Raw genomic sequence first — 20588 nt, 5'->3', positions numbered from 1 at the left:
GTTGAACCAATCGGGCTTTTATGGGCAGTTAATCTCCCACCTAACTTCTTTGCTCCAGCCGAATTTTGAGGTGGGAGTTTTACTGCCCGTTAATGCGGGATAAAATGGGCATTAGTGGTTTAGTGCATTTTATTCATAAATTCCTATAAACATAACAACATAGAAAGAGGAATATTCACTAAAAGTACATAAAAGTTAGCTTTCACACCTCTTCACGCTTCGTATAATATAGCAACAGCAAAGAAGGAGTGGTTAAAAATGAAACAAACTTACGACTACCACGCTACAAAGAAGTATTTAGAAGAAAAGAAACAACAACTATGCAACAAACTTAGTTGTAAGCATCTATCTAAAAAAGAGCGTGAACAACTAAAACTTGAGATTGATAACTACGAATATATATTAAATTTAGCCGAAATGAATCATTATGAACGAGGATTTTCTCGTTAAAAGTAAATATAGAATTTATCCATTTTTTATTTTGAGCATTTTATTACGCATTTTTCGTAAGTAAATATATAATAGGATGTACATTAAGATTGAGAGGTATATTCTATGATCAAATTAAGCGTATTAGACCAATCACCTATTTCAGATGGTAGTACAGCAGCCCAAGCTTTTTCACATACAGTTACACTTGCGCAAGAAGTTGAAAAACTCGGATATACACGCTTTTGGGTATCGGAGCATCACAACTCTGTCAGCCTTGCTGGTTCAAGTCCTGAAATACTTATTTCACATATTGCAGCAAAAACAGATCGTATGAGAGTGGGTTCAGGTGGTGTTATGTTGCCACACTATAGCCCATATAAAGTTGCTGAGAATTTCCGTGTTTTAGAAGCGCTTTATCCAAATCGTATTGATCTTGGTGTCGGCAGAGCACCTGGTGGTATGCCAATTGCAACTCGCGCACTTCAAGAAGGCAAAATGGTCTCACTTGATCAATACCCAGAACAAATTGCAGATGTTGCAATGTACTTACATGATCAAGTACCAGAAAACCATCATTATGCAAATTTAAAGGCTACTCCTGTCATTCCAACATCTCCCGAGATGTGGATGCTTGGTTCTAGCGGAGAGAGTGCAATGATTGCCGCAAAACAAGGTGCTTCTTTTGCATTCGCACAGTTCATTAACGGATACGGTGGCCCTGAAGTAATGAATGCTTATCAAGAACAGTTCCAACCTTCTTATTTAGGAGATAAACCAAAATCAATCGTCTCTATTTTTGTTATTTGCGGAGAAACGAATGAAGAGGCGGAAAAAATTGCTTCTAGTTTAGATTTATCAATCTTATTACTAGAACAAGGAAAGCGTACAACTGGTACTCCTTCTATCGAAACTGCACAAAATTATTCATACAGCGCTTATGATTTATTCCGTATAAAAGAAAATCGTCAACGTATGATCGTCGGTGATCCATCTTCTGTGAAAGAACAAATCGTAAACTTAAGCAAAGCGTACAATACTGATGAATTTATGATTGTCACAATTACTCATCGATTTGAAGATAAATTGAATTCTTATCGCTTACTAGCAAATGCTTTTCATTTATAATGACAAAAGGGAGATACATCAATTATGATGCATCTCCCTTTTTTACTACTTATTATTTTTGTCGTCTATATATTCAATAGCTTCTTTTAATAGTTCATCAAAATCCTTAGGATAATCATGATTTAAATTGGGTATAACTTTAAACTCATGTTCTATATTCTTATCTCTTAATAATTGTACAAATTGCTGTGTACATTCGAAACAATCTACATCTTGATCCCCACACACTATATATCCCTTTATATTTTTATTCTGTAACACTCCCACCAACTCATTCCATTCTTCAATCTCTGGAAGCCACGGCGCCACAAAAATAAAACCATCTACATCTATATCTTTTTGTAAAATTGTATACAAAGCTACTCTTGCGCCAGCAGAAAAACCACCAATTATTACACTTTCTACTGTATGATTTTCTATAAACGTAACGTAATGCTCTTTTAATTCCTCTTTCCCTCTATGTTTATCATCCCAAACAAATCCATCTGAAAACTGAATTTGCGAAGATTGTGGTAAAGCTAACGTATAATCTTGTGTCAAAACAGATTTCCAATATGGTTCTATTATTTCTATATTTTCTTGATCCCCGTGCATTGCAATAAATAGTTTTCCTTCTTTATTGCTGTCTAAATATTTCACGTCTGCTCGTTCTGTTTTCTTTGCTAATTCTTCTCTTTCTTTACATAATTGAACCATTTTATGAAACTCTTCAAATTTATGTAGTGGCGTTAAATCATCGTCCGAAATTAAATACTCATTTCCGTACCAAAATCCATTGTCTATAATAGCTTCCTTCATTATCTGTAACGCTTCTTCTTCAAGCCCCGCTGCACTCGCTAGCGCATATTTAAAATTATATATTTGCGCTTTATTCCCCACTACACCTTTAGCATGCTCCATTATATAAGTGTACGCTTCCAAACTCCCTTTATTTGCGTAACAATGTAACGTTTCATTTAATAATTGAATGTAAGTCATACTATTTTTCATACATCCATTCCCCCGTAATCTTTTATAATATTTATTTCTCAAACCTTTATACCATTCTGTAATCACTGTATATAACTCACGCTAACAATACTTAATCATTACTTCTCTTCGTCCAATAAGTTTAGTATAAAATTTAATAAACTGAAAAATCAATATTTTACTAAACAAAAAAAGACAACAATATATTTATTGTTGTTTTCAATACATCTACCCACTCTTTTGTTTTTTTCTGTCTGGTTTACTTGAAACTAAATAGTGTTTTTCTGAAATATATAAGTCTCTTTTTAATATACGATTTAAATACGGCCCTAATTTCATCCCGCATATAAGGCGATCTTCACTACCTTCAACAATTGGAAACATTTCTTTTTCTGTTACGTATTGATCTACTGCTTTTTGTACGATATCAATTTCTTTAACTAGGTTTAGATTTTCTTCTGTATGTTCAAATACCTCAAGCGTTTCCTTCGTAATAAGAAAACTATTTGTTGGAAATGCAAGTAAATACGGCTTTAACAAATCATAATTTACTGTATAATCATCATTTACTAATACTGTATAAACAATATTAGCATTCGTTTCTAGAAACTTAGCCATCGCTTGTTCTAATTCATCTTTCGTAATTTCACGCTCTTCTTTTCCAGTTCTGAAAAAGCGAAACATTGCATCGCCTCCTTTTTACTATATTATAGCATAAAAGAAAACTGAAAAATGACAAAAAAAGTCATTGAAAGAATTTTTCAATGACTTTTTTCTTTATATACTTATATTTATTTTAAGAACGCACTTAGCATCCATACATGTTGTTCTAATGTTGTATGAATCGCTAACAACATGTCTGCTGATGTTTCATCGCCAGCTTCGCCAGCAACTTCCATACCTTCTTTTAATTCTTGAATAAGTGCAGAGTAATCATTCACTAATGTTTGCACCATTTCTTCTGCAGATTCCTTGCTTGTCCCTTCACTCACACTAGATGTTGCAAGATATTCTTTCATTGTCGCTAGCGGTTTACCTTCCAACGCTAAAATACGTTCTGCTAATTCATCAATATTTGTTCCAGCTTCATTGTAAAACTCTTCAAATTTCTCATGTAACGTAAAGAAGTGTGGTCCTGTCACATACCAGTGATAATTATGTAGTTTCACATATAACACATTCCAGTTTGCTACCTGCTTGTTTAATACTTCAACAACATTTGTTTTCGTACTCATACAATCCACTCCTCTTATCATTTCATAATGTTTATCTTTTAATAACCTAGTTACATTTTACCATACATTTCCTATCCTTTCGAACGATTGGCTCATATGTAACAAAGTTTTAACACCTTTAATACTTCCCTAATATCTTTTAATTCATGTATGTTTTCAAACACTTCATACGTCTAATTGTCCAAGCTCATACATATGCATAATAGTAAATCAAGCTCATCGTAGTAGAAAGAGGGATAACATGGACAATCAACAATGGCAAGTAGCAAAGAAGGTCGCTGCTACTTATATTGGAACAGTCGTTGGAGCTGGATTTGCTACTGGACGAGAAATCGTTGAATTTTTTACAGTGAACGGATTATATGGAACAATTGGCATATGTGTAAGTGGATTTTTTTTTATTTGGCTTGGCACAAAGATGATGTTACTTTCATCACAAATCGGTGCATTTTCAGCGCAAGAATTTAACAAATATTTATTTGGGGATGTAGTTGGCAATGTTGTAAACACACTATTATTACTCGTATTATTTGGTGTAACGAGCGTTATGTTATCAGGAGCTGGGGCGGTATTTGAAGAGCAACTTCGTTTACCAAGACAACTTGGTATTTTCATTATATTGATCGCCTGTCTCATTATAGGTAGTCGCGGATTACAAGGGGTTTTTGAAGTTAATACACTTGTCGTACCTATTATGATGATTTTTATTATCGGACTTGCTATTACAACTTTTTTTCACGGTACAACTCCTATTAGTGACACTATTCCTGCAGAAAGCTGGAATATGAAGTGGATTACTAGTCCTATTACATATGTCGCCTTAAATCTTTCTCTCGCCCAAAGCGTTCTCGTCCCGTTAGCCAGTGAAGTAAAAGATCGAAAGGCCATTTTATGGGGCGGTATTTTAGGCGGTGCAGGACTTTCTTTAATTTTATTATGTAGCCATTTAGCTATTTTATCAGTCGATCAATTTTATCAATATAATATCCCAATGGCTGAAGTCATAAGAAAATTCAATGCAACTTTTCACTTTTTCTTTGTTCTTATCATTTTCGGTGAAGTGTTCACAACTTTAGTTGGTAATGTGTTCGGAATGACAAAACAAATTCAATCCATCACCAGATGGAAAAGTAACAATATTATTTTCTTCATTTTACTAATTAGTTATTGCTTTAGTTACATTGGTTACAGTGAATTACTCCACATTCTATATCCTATAATTGGATGGGTCAGCATCATTTTACTGCCAATTATTGCTTTTAAACAACTTCAAAAAACATAAAAGAAGCATCCATGTTATTGGATGCTTCTTTTATGTTCATTCACAATCATCGCATACTTCCCAGTACGGCCCCATTTCGAGTGCTAAATATGGCTTTAATTGCAACCGAATCATCCGACTAGGCATACGTTCTAAAACGAATTGAATTCCTTCTTCCTCTTCGTCTAATTCAACTTTTGAAATCGCAATTCTTTGCATAGTAGAAATAGGCATTCCATCTTTATATAAAGTGATTTTCACCTCATCATATTCATTAAAATACAATTCAACACTCATTTGATTTTTCAACAGTTCATCAACAATTTCATATTTATCATTTCGTTCCTGGATTATATATTTCCAGCCGCCTCTACCTTCTTCTTTCGGAGCTGCTTGAAATAATGTCATCAAATCCTCGTATAGCATAAGATAACCCCTCTCTTACTAAAAAACGATGAGTATTTTATATACCCTTTATCTCTATCACTATCCATATGTATTGTACCATATATCGTCGTTTTTACCGTATTCATTTGCTTCATAATTGCATGTAAAACACCTGATTTTCTTCATTATTATATGAATTGTCTCTCATTATATTTCTTAATATGCTTCTAACGCTTTCCAATCATATCAAACATAAGTAAATACACTCTTTGTCCATCCTCCGCTTAGTATTTCCTTACAATCACAAAAAAGAAGAGTGACTTTTATCACTCCCCTTAAAAGAATTTCCCCGTAGCTACTAACGCTAATACTAGTATTAAAATTGTAAATAATAATGATACGATGAAACTAAAAATAGGTAATGCTTTCTTTTCATTCTTCTTAAAGAGTAACTTTAAACTAAGAAAGATGTTTACTGGTACAAGTATAAAATAAAAATATTTAACAATTTGCACCGAACTATTCGAAAGTGTTTTTAAAATAAACACTTCAATTAGAAAGACAATAAAAAATGAAATACTTAACCAAAATGAGACATAACTAAGCCAAGAATGTCTTTTGGTACCCCAATAAACTCCCATAGTAATCTCCTTTATTTGCATTTTATACGATTATAATTATACACAAAGCAAACAAATACCTCTATTTTTCGACAAATATCATACAAAATATACCTTTAAATATTATAAAGATACTCTCAATCTCATTTCATTTTACATAATAAAAACAGACTACTCCAATAGCATACTGCTATTTTGGAGATAGTCTGTCCTCTGTTAAACTTTAAATCTTTCAATTAACCCTTGTAACTCTTCAGCCATTTGAGATAATGTACCAGCCGCCGAACTAATCTCCTCAATGGACGCTAGTTGTTCTTCTGCTGATGCTGCAACGTTTTGAGTACTCGTCGCATTGTTCTGTGCTGTCATTGCAATTTGACCTACTGAAATAGACACTTCATTTGCACCTTTTGACATCCCGTTAGCCGTTTCAACCATCGTTTTAATTTGATCTGCAATTTCATTTGTAGATAGTAAAATCTCAGTAAAGTTTTGCTTCGTTTCATTCGCAATAACAAGTCCAGATTGAACTTCTTCATTTACATGCCCCATAGATTTTACCGTCTTACTCATGTCATCTTGTATTTCACATATTAATTTACTAATTTCACTAGAAGATACACTAGACTTCTCCGCCAATTTACGTACTTCATCTGCAACAATCGCAAATCCTCTTCCGTGCTCTCCTGCTCTTGCAGCTTCAATTGCCGCATTCAAAGCTAGAAGATTCGTTTGATCTGCAATATTTTGAATGACTTCTAGTATGTCACCAATTTGTTTTGATTTATTATTTAGCAACTGTATAACTTCATCTGATTGTGAAACAGATTCTGCAATAGACTGCATTTGATTTACTGTTTTTCCTACTAGTTTCCCGCCATCTTCTGCCTTTTCACGAGTATGAGCAGAAGCTGTATTAATTGATGATGAACTTTTTGCTACATGCTGAATTCCTTCTGTTACATCAAATAATAACATTGCACCATTTTCTACGCTCGTTGTTTGCGTTGTTGCCCCGCTCGATATTTCATCCATTGCCATTGTAATTTGCTCAGTTGCTTCACTCGCTTGTCTTACACTTGCCGTTAGCTCTTCTGATGCTGCTGCAACATGTCCAGCCGAAGTATTAATTCTTCCAATTAACGTTCGCAATGCATCTGTCATCTCATTGAATCCTTTTGCAAGTTGGCCAATTTCATCATTAGAATGAATCTCGATTGTTTGCGTTAAATCTCCCTCACTTATTTCTTTAGAAGTGGCAACTAATCTTTTTAATGGTTTCGTTATAGAAAGTGTCACAAAATAAATAAGTGCTCCGCCTATAACTAATGAAATGAACATAACAATTAACATATTATAAAATACAGGCTGCGCAGCTTCAATTATTTCATTTGAGTACATCGTTCCACCGATTTTCCAACCTGTTTTTACATTTGTAGCAAATACCATTTGTTTTTCGCTGCCATCATACATATATGAAAAAGCACCATGGTTATCTTCATAAATTTTCTTCGCCCAAGAATCAGCTGCTTTTTCTCCTGATTTTTCTTGAGGATGTGCAATTATTTTTTGTTTTCCATCTAAAATGAAAGCATATCCCTTTTTACCGATATTGATTAACTTTGTTGTTTTTAATAAATTATCTAAACTTAAATCTATTGCTACAACACCGTTTTTATCTTCTGCTTGTTTTGCAATCGTTACGACAATATGTCCATTTCCTTGCGCCTTATACGGCTCAGTAACGACAATACCACCTTGTTTTGCCACTGCATCTTTATACCAAGAACGTTCTGTTGGATCATAGTCTGCTGCCATTTGTATATTTGGTTCTTGCACAAATTTCTTATCATTCCCACCAACGTATACTTGTTCAACATCTTTATTCAAATTAATATATTGAGATAACATTTTTCTTAATTCATCTTGATTATCCCCTTGATACATATTACCTTGAATCACCCGTGCAAAATTATTTACATCATTAAATTTCGCCTCAATCATTTGATTGATTAAATTATCTAATATTTTTATATTGTCGTGAGCACTGCTCGTAATTTGTGATTCAAAATTCTTTTTAGCTGTTTGATAAGACATGCCTCCAATAATAGAGACAGCTGCAATTAAAATGACAAAAAACGAAATTAGTAGTTTTTTTGCTACTTTCATATCACGAAACCCATTTAATAGTCTACCCATTACAAACCTCCTGCTTTTCAATTTCAATAGTTAAATCTAGCGAGTTGTAAACATTTCCCATCCCTAAATTATTATTTTCATAATCTATTACGATGAATACTTTGTAAAGTTTAAACAATTAAATTCCCTTTGTCTATATATTTGAATAATATTATTATAAAATTTACAAATGCAAAAAAAGCCAAAGGGAACCACCCTTTGGCTTTTCATATTTTTTTATGCTGTTTAGAAATCTTTTTCCACTTATCACGCTCTGCTCTCGCAAGAATAGCATCTTGTTTTCTCATAAAATACGCCAGTTCTCTTTGTAATTTTTTATAGCTTTGCAAACGATTTATCGTAATAATTCCGTTATCAATTGCATTATGCACTGCGCACCCTGGCTCATTTTCATGTTTACAATCCCTAAAACGGCACGTTTTTGCTAATTCTTCAATATCAGAAAATGTTGTTTGAATTGCATCGCTTCCTTCCCAAAGCTGCAGCTCCCTCATACCCGGAGTATCAATAACTAAACCACCACTCGGTAATCGGAACAATTCACGATGAGTTGTCGTATGCCTTCCTTTACTATCTTCCTCACGAATATCTCCCGTTTTTGCTACTTCAAGTCCTATGAGTGCATTTAACAAAGTGGATTTTCCAACCCCCGATGACCCGACTAAAGCAATTGTTTTTCCTGGAGAAACAAATTGCTGCAACGATTCAATACCAGTATGCTTTAAACTATCAACGACGAAGATCGGAACACCAATTGCCACAGCTTCCGTTTCAACAATTTTCTGTTCCACGTCTTCACATAAGCTACTCTTTGTTAAAACAATAACAGGCATTGCACCACTTTCATACGCTAATAGTAAATAACGTTCTATTCTTCTTACGTTAAAATCATGGTTAAGTGCATTTACTAAAAATAGATAATCTACATTTGCTGCTATTACTTGTTCTTCCGTTCGATTACCAGCCTCTTGTCTAGAAAAAGAGCTTCTTCTTTGAAAAATACGATGAATAATTGCTTTCTTTTCATTCTCTATTTTCTTTATATACACCCAATCACCAACCGCTGGATAATCTCCCTTCGTTACTGCTTCATGCCGAAACTTTCCAGACAGCTCTGCCATATATTCACCATCATTACAAATAATTCGATATATATGTTTATGCTCTAGTAAAATACGGCCTACTTCAAAGTTCTCTACAGCTTGTTCTTCAAAAAAAGAATCCCAGCCGAATGATTCTAAAATATTTTGATTCAAATTGATATCCTCCCTAGTTTAAGCTAAGCGGAAGGATCGTGCGCTCACTTATACAGTCTCGCCCTTTCCATCCACCTTTGTATTTGGTTTATGATTCATATACGTTATTTTCGCCATAATACATCACTCCGTTCTCATTTTAATTACTCTCATTATATGGAATATTTATTTAAAAAGCTACCTTATTTAACGAAATTTTCAAACATTTTATTTTTCATCATTCTAATTTGTCCACGGTGACTAACCTCATCTTCTAGCACATGAAACCACAGATAGTGTTGGTTATACACTACACCGTTAGGCTACTTTCTTTCTGACATAAGCCATTGATCATTTTGTTCACTCAAATACTTCTGAGATTCTTCTCGAACACTTTGTAGAAGTTGTACATAATACTGTATTTCATTACCACGGATTGTTCTCCCCGCTTTCCCTAAATACAGTGCGTCTTCCCATATTTTTAATTCTTCTTTTGTAAAGTCGCGCTCTTGAAATGAAATAAGTTGATGGGCTTTTTCTATAGCTGCTATATGATTTAGTAACGCTCCGATGGAATTCCCTCCACTCGTCATAATGAAATCTAATTGCTCAACAGATAGATCGTTTATTTCCTGTAATGTTACAGCCCTCGTATGCTCCAGCATGCTTACTAATTCCCCAATATTTTTTGTATAACCATCTGCACTTCTTATTCGATAATCTATATTCATATTAAGGAATAACCGCTTCATATAATAGACTGAAAGATATCAGATTTTTCTGTTATAATTAAATTGAATACGTAATAAACCCAAACAAACTTTCTCAATATGCTTCTATGAAATATTAAAAGGAATCAATATAAAAGAATCGAATCTTATTTACTAAAAGGAGTGGATTCGATGGAAATGTATCAATGGCTAACTGCTGTTCTCGTTGGTGGCATTACCGGTTTCGTTTCCCATCTAATCAATAACCAAGGTAAGTTATTGCTTCCACGCCGTTTGAAAACTTTTTTTCACTTTGGGTTTTTGACTGATATTTTCACTGGTAGTCTAGCAGCACTTCTTGGACTCGTTTTATTCGATGTCACCTTAATAAAAGAAATTATTAAAGTATCTATTGTGACTGCTATTTCCGGTCAGACTTTCTTACTGCACCAAGCGCTTGGTGGTGAGCAGGCTAAAAATACACAAATTGGGAAAGCTGATGAAAAGATTCAAGAAATTGACAAATTATTACGACGTTAGTCTATACTTTCTTTAAAAATTATTGCTATAATAAACAATAAATATTTTCTATTGCGTCGTTTGTCAGAAGAAAGGGTGTTTCGTATGACAAAAAAGAAAATAGAAGATTTCTTAACAAACACTGAAAAAGAGGAACTGCTAGAAAACTATAAATGTTTACGAGAAGCCCGCACAAAAAGCGAAGCTAACTATTTTGGAGAAGCAGTAAACCATCTATTAAATAAAGCAAAACAACGAATTATTAAAGATGCAGGCATACATGATGAAAATGCAGCAACTGTTCAATCAAAAAGAAAAGCACTGTTTTAGTTCATTGGCTAAAACAGTGCTTTTTATTGAGGGATTTTTTCACATCTATTTCACATCTTTTTCACAAATATAAGTAATCCGATATGCTAAACTAAATATATCCTTTTCCAAGGAACTTTATGCCGATATATGAATCCCTATCTTTATAGGGATTTTTTATTTTTGGATTCCTCATAACTTTGTAAAAAAACATTTCTACTATTGTTCTACTTTCTTTACTCTCTGCACTCAAAAATCCCTTCATGTATTATTACTCTTCTAATATTGATTTCATATGTGGTTTCTAACTTCTATTTTCATTGATAGACTAACTGCACTTCTTGCACTCGCTTTATTCCATGTCACCTCAAATAATAGATAAATCCCTTTTTTTTATTTATACAAGCTTCATGATGCAATTCCTGTCTCACGATCTTCATTAAGCTTTTCACTTCTTCTAAACAGAAATAAAGCTACAATATATAGTAACGCAGTAAAACTACCTATAAGTATAAAATTGTGAGATGCTGCAAATAACATTCCTGCTATTGCCGCTCCAATCATTTGACCAATATACATAGAAGCATTTGCAAGCGCGGCTCCTGTTCCTCTTGCTACACTAGACATGTTTTGTAAGTGCCTCATCATTAATACAAACAAAATTCCTGTCACAAAAAACAAAACAAAGAACAATAACTCTACCAATACGATGTTCTTTACATGAGGAAGTAATACATATAGCACTGCTGTAAATATAATTCCACCATAGAAAGAAAGTTTATAACCAATTTTATTTACGATTCTAGGGCCAAAAATATTACCAGTTAAATTTCCTAATCCTAATACGAGCATAGCTGTACCTACTTCATGGACTTGTAAGCCGAATTGACTGGAAAGCCATACACCAAAAAATGAAAATGCAGCAAAATTACCAGTTTGAAAAACAAAATATGCAAAATAAGAAAGTGAAACCTTTGAATCTGTAAGTAATTGTTTATAGCGCTTTAAGATATTTGTTTTACTTCCACCTATATGAACCGGTTGTATTTCTGGTAATACTACATAGATAAGAATGACAAGTAGGGCTGATAATATACCAATGACGAAGAATGGTGTTGTATAGTGTATCATTGCCAAATATGATCCAACTGGCAACCCTAAAATTTGAGAGATTGCTAATCCTGCTGTTGCAATTCCAATTGCCTTTACAATTTGCTCCTTCTCTATAAGGAGCGGAATAGATGCCCACACTTGTGGAGACACAAAGGCTGCACTTACACCTGCTAAAAATCTAAATGCTAGCATCCATAGAAAACTCGGTGCCATTCCACATAAAAACGTACTTAAAGCAAAAAAACTCATTCCTATTACCATTACTTTTTTTCTGTTTAAGCCATCTGATATAGGACCAGCAATAAGCGCAAATCCAGCATATCCTAAAGCATATGAGCTCACCATCCACCCTGACAGCTCAGTTGAAACATGATACACCTGTTGTAATATCGGTAAAAGTGGTGAAATTAAGAAAGTATCCGTACCTATCATAAACATTATCGTAAAGAATACAGCTAGTACTCTTTTCATTTAAACCTTCTCCTTTTACATAAAGTGAAACTTTAATCAGTGGGGGTTTTCTTCATCCCCCACTGATTATCAGCCCTCACCAATCGAGCTTTTACGGGCAGTTGATTCCCCACCTAACTTCTTTGCTCCCGCTAAATTTTGAGGTGGAGATCTTACTGCACGTTAATGCGGGATAAAAAGAGGGAACACCCCTCTTCTCAATTAAGCTTCTAAAATAGCTTCAATCTCTTTCATCACCTTCTCATTCAATGAAACTTCCACAGCTCTTACACTTTCTCTTATTTGCTCCGCTCGTTTCCCACCAGGAATAACAGTATCAATTCCTTTTTTATTTAATAGCCATGCTAAAGCTAAATGTGATACTTCAAGATTCATTTCTTTAGCTAAACCTTTTAACTTCTCAACTTTTTTAAAGTTACTCTTATATGTATTTTCTTCAAATAGATTTACACTTTGACGCCAATCGCCTTCGTTTAATTTAAAATCTTCTGTATATTTTCCACCTAGTATCCCAAAAGCAAGAGGCCCGTATGGTATAAATGAAATACCTGATTCTATACAATACGGCAAAAGTTCTTCTCCAGCAGTACGATCCAACATATTATACGGTGATTGTACAATATCTATTTGTTCGTGCTGATTCGCTTCTTTTAATTGCTCTACGTTAATGTTTGATATTCCTATTGAACGAATTTTCCCCTCTTCTTTTAGACGAGCAAGCTCACCAATTGAATCTATGTAACTTATTTCTGGATTTGTAAAATGTAAATAATATAAATCAATATAATCAGTTTGTAATCTTCTTAAGCTATTTTCCACAGCATTTCTTAAATAACTTCGTTCATTATTAATATAAACCTCTCCATTTAATAACGGTTGTATTCCACCTTTTGTAGCAAGTACAACTTCTTGGCGTTTTCTTTTCAATACTTCTCCTACCAATTCCTCTGATCTACCGAAACCGTATGAATCTGCTGTATCAAAAAATGTAATCCCTTGCTGGATAGCTTCTTCTATTAATCGTTTTCCTTCTTCCTCATTCACATCAGCATATAAATTATGCCCCCCTACAGCGTTTGTTCCTAACCCCAACTTTGAAATATGTAGTCCTGCCTTTTGTAATTTTGTATACTTCATTTTTTCTCCCCCTATATTTCTATTGTTCGAATATATTCGAACAATAGAAATATACCACTTTATATGTTATAGTGCAAACTATATTAACTGATACAAGTAGGTGAAAAAAATGCGTACTCTTTATCATCCAAACCGAGAAGAAATTCAATTCTCTTCCGTCTTATACGCACTTAGCGATCAAATTCGTTTACAAATTGTAACAATGCTACTAGAAAAACATGAACAATCTTGTGGTGCGTTAAACATCCCCATTGCGAAATCAACTTTATCTCACCATTTCAAGGTTTTACGTGAATCCGGTGTTATGTATACACGCCTTGAAGGAACACAGCGTTTCATTTCAATTCGTGAAGATGACTTGCATGCTAGGTTCCCCGGTTTATTAGACGTCGTATTACATGCAACAGAACCATACTAAAAAACATCTCATATTCTTATGAGATGTTTTTTATTTTTGCTATTCTTTTAGCAACTTGAATCAATCGGGAATTTGTTCATCACACACTAAGAAGATATGCGTGTCATTCTTTCTTACTTTATTTTTGTCCTGGATCCTTTGGACACTTTAATTATTTGATTACATTTTATACACATCATTAATATAGGGCCACCTATCTGTTTCAATTCCTGTAGTTGCTTATGCTCACACTTCCCCATCTTATTACCTCCCCTATCATATAATTAGGTCATTTTGTAATCAATAACACTACTAAGTCCATTCCTAATGTAAGGTCTGAATAAAACGTTTAAACGCCGATATCCCTTCGTCATCTCGTTTAAAAACGCCAGCATCTTCAAGCGCCTGTATAAATTTCTGTCCTAATTCTGCTCTTACTATCTCCTGTACATTTTGTTCATGTATCCGATTGTCATATTTGATTTTTAATTGTTCTGCCCATCGTATATGAAGCGTTGGAATATCACTTGGAATGTTAAGTAAGAATTTTTCCACTTCCTGAAGTTCTGTTTTTAAACGCGCCGGAAGTACAGCTAACCCCATTACTTCAATTAGACCGATATTTTCCTTTTTAATATGTTGTATTTCCGCATGAGGGTGGAAAATACCTAGCGGATGTTCTTCACTTGTACGATTGTTTCGCAAAACAAGGTCCAATTCATACATACCATTCCGGTAACGGGCAATCGGCGTAATCGTATTATGTGGAACATCATTCGCAAATGCAAATATATTAACAGATGGATCACTATATCCCTTCCACCTATCTAATATGTACTCCCCTGCATTTACTATTTGTTCTATGTCTTTACTTCTTAAGCGAATAACTGACATAGGCCATTTAATAATAGAACATTGCATTTCTGGAAAGTTAGTTAGTTCAAAAATTAGGTCGTTTGATGCATTTGCCATAGCAAATTCATAGTTTCCACCTTGATAGTGGTCATGTGTTAGAATAGACCCTCCTACAATTGGCAAATCTGCATTAGAACCAAGGAAATAATGCGGGAATTTTTCTACAAATTTTAACAAACGTAAAAATGTTTGACGGTCAATTTTCATATCACGGTGTTTTGAGGACAATACAATACAATGTTCATTGAAATATATATACGGAGAATACTGTAGAAACCAGCTTTCATCTGTAAGATTCATCCGGATCATACGATGATTCGATCGTGCTGGATGTCCAGTTCTGCCTCTATATCCTTCATTCTCAATACAAAGTAAACATTTTGGATAATTTGTACTTTCCAATACTCTCTCTCTAGCAATTTGTTTCGGGTCTTTTTCCGGTTTTGATAAATTAATTGTTATATCAATGGCACCATATTCCGTATTTACTTTATAATTTATATTTTTGGCAATTTGCTTCATTTGTATATAGTTGCTGTTTTTACTTAATTCATAGAAGTAATTTGTCGCAGCCTTCGGATTTTGTTCGTATTTTTTATAAAATAGAGAATTAATAACAGACGGTTTGGACATAAAAACATCCATAATTGCACTTGCTAAGATTTCCCTCTCGTCCATTACTGACTCAATGACTTTATGCATACAAGCATATTCAATTAACTCTTCCAATAACTCTGAAATTGCTTTCTTTGCAGGTGCGGGCGCTGACGCTTCCACTATAAAGTCATCTAAACGAAGTAAGGAAAGGATTTGATTCCTTGTATATATTTCATCTTCTTTTTCAATTAATTGAACTTCAATAGCACGATCAATTAACTGCTGAATAGCTTGATATATCATCAGTATATACCTCCTCTAACCTTATAGCGGTTTACGTTGTTACGATGCAAGTTCTATGTACCTTTTATCATTTTATGAACAGACGTATAGGATAACCACCATTCTAATTTACGTTTTACTTTTTCCGAAGAAACTATTAGCATACTTGAATCGCCCGTTTAGTAAGCTATTTTGTTACATTATACGTATGTAAAAACACTTCTACAATCAACATCTTGTCGTATTTTTTATACATCTTGCTTTTCACTTTTAACATCTCACTAAAAACATAAAAAGGTACATTTTTTGAAGAACGATTTCTGACGATTTAATAAACACAATAATACACAGAATATAAAACTACCTTTATCTTAAACCCTAATCTGTATCTCTGTGTCCCTCTCCTGAAGGTAGCTTTTCAATAATAAACGCATCTGCTCCAGTATCGCCGCCGTTTAATTTTTAATGAGCTTCTCAAATAAAATAATCCTATCTTTATAAGCCACAATTATTTTTTATTTATCTTATTTTCAACATTACAAAAAACAATATTTCTAAAAAACAGAGCAATATCTCTCTTGTGTAAGCGTTTCACAAAAAGTAATCTATGGGTACAGATAGATACTAGAAACTACTTCTGGTTTTAATAGATTCTCAACTACTATACAAGCTTTACATTCTATCAAAATATTAAGTTTAAAAGGCCAAAAAGTGATCTATACCTGTGAAGAACCATCAATATCAAAAGTGCCAAAATCGAAAACGAGGGGGTACATATGAAAAAATCAAAAAAGAAATTCAGGAGGACGATCGCAACACTTGTATCGGGTTGTGTCGTAGGTTCTACTTGTTTTACAAATGGTTACCTAATCCAAGCTGAGAGCAGCACGGATACTATACAAGCTGAAAATCAAATTATTTCTCAAAGTCCAAATGCGGTTATTTCATCTAATCAAATGAACGTTCTTGTTGATGTGAATTTTCCAAGAGTCATTCAATACGATTTAAAATCTGGAAATGATGCAGGAAAGACTTTTTACGGACAGACTGAGGCATTAGATACAATCCTTATTAATGACGTAGCAGTAAAACCAAAAGTCAAAGCAAAAGTTTTATCAGATAAAGTTGTATATGAAATGACGGTAATAGACACTAATAACAATATTTCTGCCGTTATTACTGCTGAGTTCGTTGTTAAAGAGAATATATTAGAATTCAATATTACAAAGATCGTCGACAACAAAATTGTAAAAACTATTGAAATTCCAAATCATAATTTAATTTCTGTAAATAACAGTCAAAAAGATGCAGTGCTAGACGGTGTACAGATGTCAACAAATACACATATCAATGGTGACAGACAAGTAAAGGTTGATGAAAATTTAAATACGAAAGATGAAGAGCAAAAAGGATATATGTATGCTTTTCTTTCTACTGATGAATTAAGTGCAAGTATATGGTCTAATACGGAGAATAGTTTAGTAAAAAAATTGGCTCCAGATTCTTATGCTGCAAAGACTGATGCTCAAAGAATTACGGCAAATGCTACGACTAATAGTGCAGGAAAAAAAACAATTGGTCTAAGTAGTACATTCTGGACGTATCAAAAGTCAGAAGAACATCGTAAAGAAGATGGCACTCTAGAGCTAAAGGACGGGACAGTTAATAAGGTAGATGAAATGCCGTCTGTGAAGGTTATCATTACTGCTGACGCTAATGATGATAAAAAAATAAACTGGCAAGACGGAGCAATTGCTTATAGGAAAATTATGAACGAACCTCTAGGAGCAGAAAAAGTTCCAGACCTAGTTGGTTACCGTGTGAACATGAACTTTGGCAGTCAAGCCCAAAACCCTTTCTTAATGGCTTTAGACGGAGTGAAAAAATTTCACCTAAATACTGATGGACTAGGGCAATCTATTCTACTAAAAGGTTATGGTAGTGAAGGGCATGATTCTGGTCATTTAAATTATGCTGACATTGGAACCCGAATTGGCGGTGCAAAGGACATGAAAACATTGCTAACGAGGGGTAAAGAATATGGGGCAACTTTTGGTGTTCATGTGAATGCAAGTGAAACGTATCCAGAGTCAAAATATTTCCAAGAAGATCGTTTATTAAAAAATCCAGATGGAACTTATAAGTATGGTTGGAACTGGATCGATCAAGGAATAAACATTAATGCTGATTATGATTTAAGAAATGGCCGAGCACAACGATTCAAAGATTTATATGATGCTCTTGGTAGCAAGAAGAATGAATTAGATTTTATTTATGTAGACGTTTGGGGTAATGGACAGTCAGGTGATAATAGTACATGGCCGAGCCGTCAATTAAGTAAAGAAATAAATAGTTTAGGTTGGCGCTTAGGCAGTGAGTGGGGATATGCGAACGAGTACGATTCCACATTCCAACACTGGGCAGCCGATTTGACTTACGGCGGGTATACCTTAAAAGGTATCAATAGTACCATCACTCGTTTCATTAAAAACCATCAAAAAGATGCATGGATTGGTAACTATCCTAAGTATGGAGGCGACGCAGATGCTCCATTATTAGGTGGATACAGTATGAAAGACTTTGAAGGTTGGCAAGGTAGAAGTGACTACAAAGCGTATATTGATAACTTATTTGCGGTGAATGTTCCAAGCAAATTCATTCAACATTATAAAGTAACACAGTGGGAAAATGGAAAAGCAGTTGAAATGATAGATGATAAACAACACACTTACAACTGGGTACCAGGTATGAAGACAGTATTAAAAGACGAATCTAGTGAAAATACACTTACAATTGAAAGAAAATCAAATGATTTTGCGAATGATAAAGATGGCTATCGAACGAGAACTATGACATTAAATGGCAAGCAAATATTTGAAGGTAAACCTGGTGACGAAAAGTATTTATTCCCATGGTCTTGGGATCAAAATGGTAAAAAATTATCAGCAGATAATGAAAAATTATATCATTGGAACACAAACGGTGGAAAAACAACGTGGACTGTCCCTACTGGTTGGCAAGGTACCGTTAAAGTGTATGAGTTAACAGAATTAGGTAAAGAGAAAATGAAAAATGTTAAAATTGAAAATGGAAAAATCACATTAGATGCAAAAAAATCTACTGCATATGTAATTTATAAAGGGCCAAAATCCAATAAAGATGTTAAATGGAGTCAAGGAATACATCTTATAGATACTGGCTTTAACAGCAATTCCCTAAAAGATTGGAAAATCAAAGGAGACTCAAAAGCAGTTCAGATTACGAAGAGTGAAGGTAATAATAATATGCTAACAATCTCCAACAATAAAAAGAAAGTAAATGTTACCCAAAAATTAACAGACCTAAAACCTAATACAAAGTATGCTGCATATGTTGGTATAGACAACCGAAGTGAAGCACAAGCAAGCATCACAATTACTTCTAACAACAAACAGTATACGAATAGTACTGGTAAATCTATCGCTAAAAACTATGTAAGAGCATACGCACATAATACATTAGGCTCAGAGCAAGCAAAAGCTGATGGTCAAATGACTTCAACTGTGGATGGAACAAGTTACTTCCAAAACATGTATGTATTTTTTGAAACTGGTAAAAAAACATCCGATGTAACAATTGATTTATCTAGAGATGCTGGAAATGGTGCAAGTTACTTTGATGATATTCGCATCGTGGAAAGTAATGCTGAAAACCAAGTAAGCAATAATAAATTCGTACAAGACTTTGAAAATGTTGTACAAGGCATCTATCCGTTTGTAATTGGTAATATTGAAGGCGTAGAAGATAATAGAACCCACCTGTCTGAATTACATGCACCGTATACGCAAAGAGGTTGGAATCAAAAAATAGTAAATGATGTTATCGCAGGTAAATGGTCACTTAAAACGAATGGATTAACGGAAGGTGATGCTCTTGTGTACCAAACTATCCCTCAGAACTTCACATTTAAACCAGGAGTAACGTATAAAATTACTTTTGATTATGAGGTAGGTAGTGATGGAACATATGCAGTTGTGACAGGTAATGCTCCATTTGAAGAAAAAGGAGTATTAACTAAGGAGGAATTAAAATCAACCGCAAGTAGTGATAAGAATGCAAAAGCTGGCACATATTCCTTTACTTTAACAGGAGATGGATCGGGGCAAAGCTGGTTTGGGATTTATTCCACTAATAAAGCAGCTAATACTAACGGTGTGAAAGGCTCACAAGCTAACTTTAACGGTTATAAAGATATTATGCTTGATAATCTAGTTATTGAAGTAGTTTCAAATAAATAGAATCAGTTGTTATAATTTGAAAGAGGCTGTCTCAAAAGGTCATTACAAATGATCTTTTGGAGACACCTTATTTTTTATAATCCATAAAGTGAAACTTTAATCAGTGGGGGTTTTCTTCATTCCCCACTGATTATTAGTTGAACCAATCGGGCTTTTACGGGCAGCCCGATTCCCACCTAACTTCTTTGCTTCAGCTGAATTTTGAGGTGGGGGTCTTACTGCCCGTTAAATGCAGGATAAACATAAGAGTATCGTTCCTTTCTTTCCATCATTTAGTTGTGATGACATACTTAAATCAAAAAGAGGTTAACCCATATAGCTACTCAGCTACTTTTAGGTCACCCTCTTTTCATTCGCAATATTACTCGAACGATAAAACTACTTTTAACTTAATAGAG

The 20588-nt window shown here is 34.1% G+C and carries 17 protein-coding genes and 1 pseudogene; 7 read left to right on the top strand and 11 right to left on the bottom strand.

What is annotated here, in order from left to right; translation table 11 throughout:
- The first annotated feature begins 258 nt into the window (after positions 1-258).
- The gene (locus GFJ36_RS09335) at positions 259-450 is read left to right on the top strand and encodes a DUF3896 family protein (protein WP_048543153.1); all 192 of its coding nucleotides are present in this window, start codon (positions 259-261) and stop codon (positions 448-450) included.
- A 105-nt stretch (positions 451-555) separates the two neighbouring features.
- Positions 556-1557 carry an LLM class flavin-dependent oxidoreductase gene (locus GFJ36_RS09330; RefSeq protein WP_048543155.1) on the top strand — a complete coding sequence of 334 codons (1002 nt, stop codon included), beginning with the start codon at positions 556-558 and terminating at the stop codon, positions 1555-1557.
- A 45-nt stretch (positions 1558-1602) separates the two neighbouring features.
- Here GFJ36_RS09330 and GFJ36_RS09325 read toward each other — a convergent pair whose 3' ends face one another.
- From GFJ36_RS09325 to GFJ36_RS09315, 3 genes are all read right to left on the bottom strand, one after another.
- Entirely contained in the window at positions 1603-2547 is a 945-nt protein-coding gene (locus GFJ36_RS09325; RefSeq protein WP_097889424.1) for an alpha/beta hydrolase, read from the bottom strand.
- 207 nt (positions 2548-2754) lie between these two features.
- The gene (locus GFJ36_RS09320) at positions 2755-3210 is read right to left on the bottom strand and encodes a DUF3939 domain-containing protein (protein ID WP_060490081.1); all 456 of its coding nucleotides are present in this window, start codon (positions 3208-3210) and stop codon (positions 2755-2757) included.
- Positions 3211-3317: 107 nt separating this feature from the next.
- Complete coding sequence (locus GFJ36_RS09315) at positions 3318-3761, bottom strand: Dps family protein (RefSeq protein WP_000105195.1); 444 nt, start codon at positions 3759-3761, stop codon at positions 3318-3320.
- 241 nt (positions 3762-4002) lie between these two features.
- Here GFJ36_RS09315 and GFJ36_RS09310 point away from each other — a divergent pair, with 241 nt between their 5' ends.
- Positions 4003-5043: a YkvI family membrane protein gene (locus GFJ36_RS09310; protein ID WP_087982788.1), complete on the top strand. Its 1041-nt coding sequence runs from the start codon at positions 4003-4005 to the stop codon at positions 5041-5043.
- Between the two features lie 36 nt (positions 5044-5079).
- On the opposite strand, the gene GFJ36_RS09305 is transcribed toward GFJ36_RS09310, so the two are convergent.
- The 5 genes and pseudogenes from GFJ36_RS09305 to GFJ36_RS09285 form a co-directional block, all read right to left on the bottom strand.
- On the bottom strand, positions 5080-5448 hold the full coding sequence (locus GFJ36_RS09305; protein ID WP_000965083.1) for a DUF3979 family protein: 369 nt from the start codon (positions 5446-5448) through the stop codon (positions 5080-5082).
- A 296-nt stretch (positions 5449-5744) separates the two neighbouring features.
- Positions 5745-6050, bottom strand: a complete 306-nt coding sequence (locus tag GFJ36_RS09300) for a hypothetical protein (protein ID WP_000539573.1) — start codon at positions 6048-6050, stop codon at positions 5745-5747.
- 195 nt (positions 6051-6245) lie between these two features.
- On the bottom strand, positions 6246-8228 hold the full coding sequence (locus GFJ36_RS09295; protein WP_087982790.1) for a HAMP domain-containing methyl-accepting chemotaxis protein: 1983 nt from the start codon (positions 8226-8228) through the stop codon (positions 6246-6248).
- Positions 8229-8434: 206 nt separating this feature from the next.
- Positions 8435-9484 carry a ribosome small subunit-dependent GTPase A gene (rsgA, locus tag GFJ36_RS09290; RefSeq protein ID WP_087982792.1) on the bottom strand — a complete coding sequence of 350 codons (1050 nt, stop codon included), beginning with the start codon at positions 9482-9484 and terminating at the stop codon, positions 8435-8437.
- 182 nt (positions 9485-9666) lie between these two features.
- Positions 9667-10194, bottom strand: a pseudogene (locus tag GFJ36_RS09285) (DinB family protein).
- Between the two features lie 171 nt (positions 10195-10365).
- Between GFJ36_RS09285 and GFJ36_RS09280 the strand changes: the two are divergent.
- The gene (locus GFJ36_RS09280; protein ID WP_000426320.1) at positions 10366-10713 is read left to right on the top strand and encodes a DUF4257 domain-containing protein; all 348 of its coding nucleotides are present in this window, start codon (positions 10366-10368) and stop codon (positions 10711-10713) included.
- A gap of 84 nt (positions 10714-10797) precedes the next feature.
- Positions 10798-11022 (top strand): hypothetical protein, encoded by a 225-nt coding sequence (locus tag GFJ36_RS09275; RefSeq protein ID WP_000162606.1) that lies wholly within the window; start codon positions 10798-10800, stop codon positions 11020-11022.
- Between the two features lie 387 nt (positions 11023-11409).
- On the opposite strand, the gene GFJ36_RS09270 is transcribed toward GFJ36_RS09275, so the two are convergent.
- A complete protein-coding gene (locus GFJ36_RS09270) occupies positions 11410-12585 on the bottom strand; it encodes an MFS transporter (protein ID WP_087982799.1) in 1176 nt (391 codons plus the stop codon).
- A gap of 201 nt (positions 12586-12786) precedes the next feature.
- On the bottom strand, positions 12787-13722 hold the full coding sequence (locus tag GFJ36_RS09265) for an aldo/keto reductase (protein WP_087982802.1): 936 nt from the start codon (positions 13720-13722) through the stop codon (positions 12787-12789).
- A gap of 109 nt (positions 13723-13831) precedes the next feature.
- On the opposite strand from GFJ36_RS09265, the gene GFJ36_RS09260 reads away from it, so the two are divergent.
- Positions 13832-14140: an ArsR/SmtB family transcription factor gene (locus tag GFJ36_RS09260; protein WP_001259913.1), complete on the top strand. Its 309-nt coding sequence runs from the start codon at positions 13832-13834 to the stop codon at positions 14138-14140.
- A gap of 303 nt (positions 14141-14443) precedes the next feature.
- Here the strand turns inward: GFJ36_RS09260 and galT are convergent, their stop codons facing one another.
- On the bottom strand, positions 14444-15934 hold the full coding sequence (galT, locus tag GFJ36_RS09255; RefSeq protein WP_087982804.1) for a UDP-glucose--hexose-1-phosphate uridylyltransferase: 1491 nt from the start codon (positions 15932-15934) through the stop codon (positions 14444-14446).
- A 755-nt stretch (positions 15935-16689) separates the two neighbouring features.
- Between galT and GFJ36_RS09250 the strand changes: the two genes are divergently transcribed.
- Positions 16690-20190, top strand: a complete 3501-nt coding sequence (locus tag GFJ36_RS09250; RefSeq protein ID WP_157349532.1) for an endo-alpha-N-acetylgalactosaminidase family protein — start codon at positions 16690-16692, stop codon at positions 20188-20190.
- Positions 20191-20588 lie beyond the last annotated feature (398 nt).

The organism is Bacillus sp. EE-W1, assembly GCF_009760835.1.
Lineage (GTDB): Bacteria > Bacillota > Bacilli > Bacillales > Bacillaceae_G > Bacillus_A > Bacillus_A wiedmannii.
The sequence above is the reverse complement of the archived record's forward strand: the minus strand, read 5'-3'. Positions and strand labels throughout refer to the sequence as shown.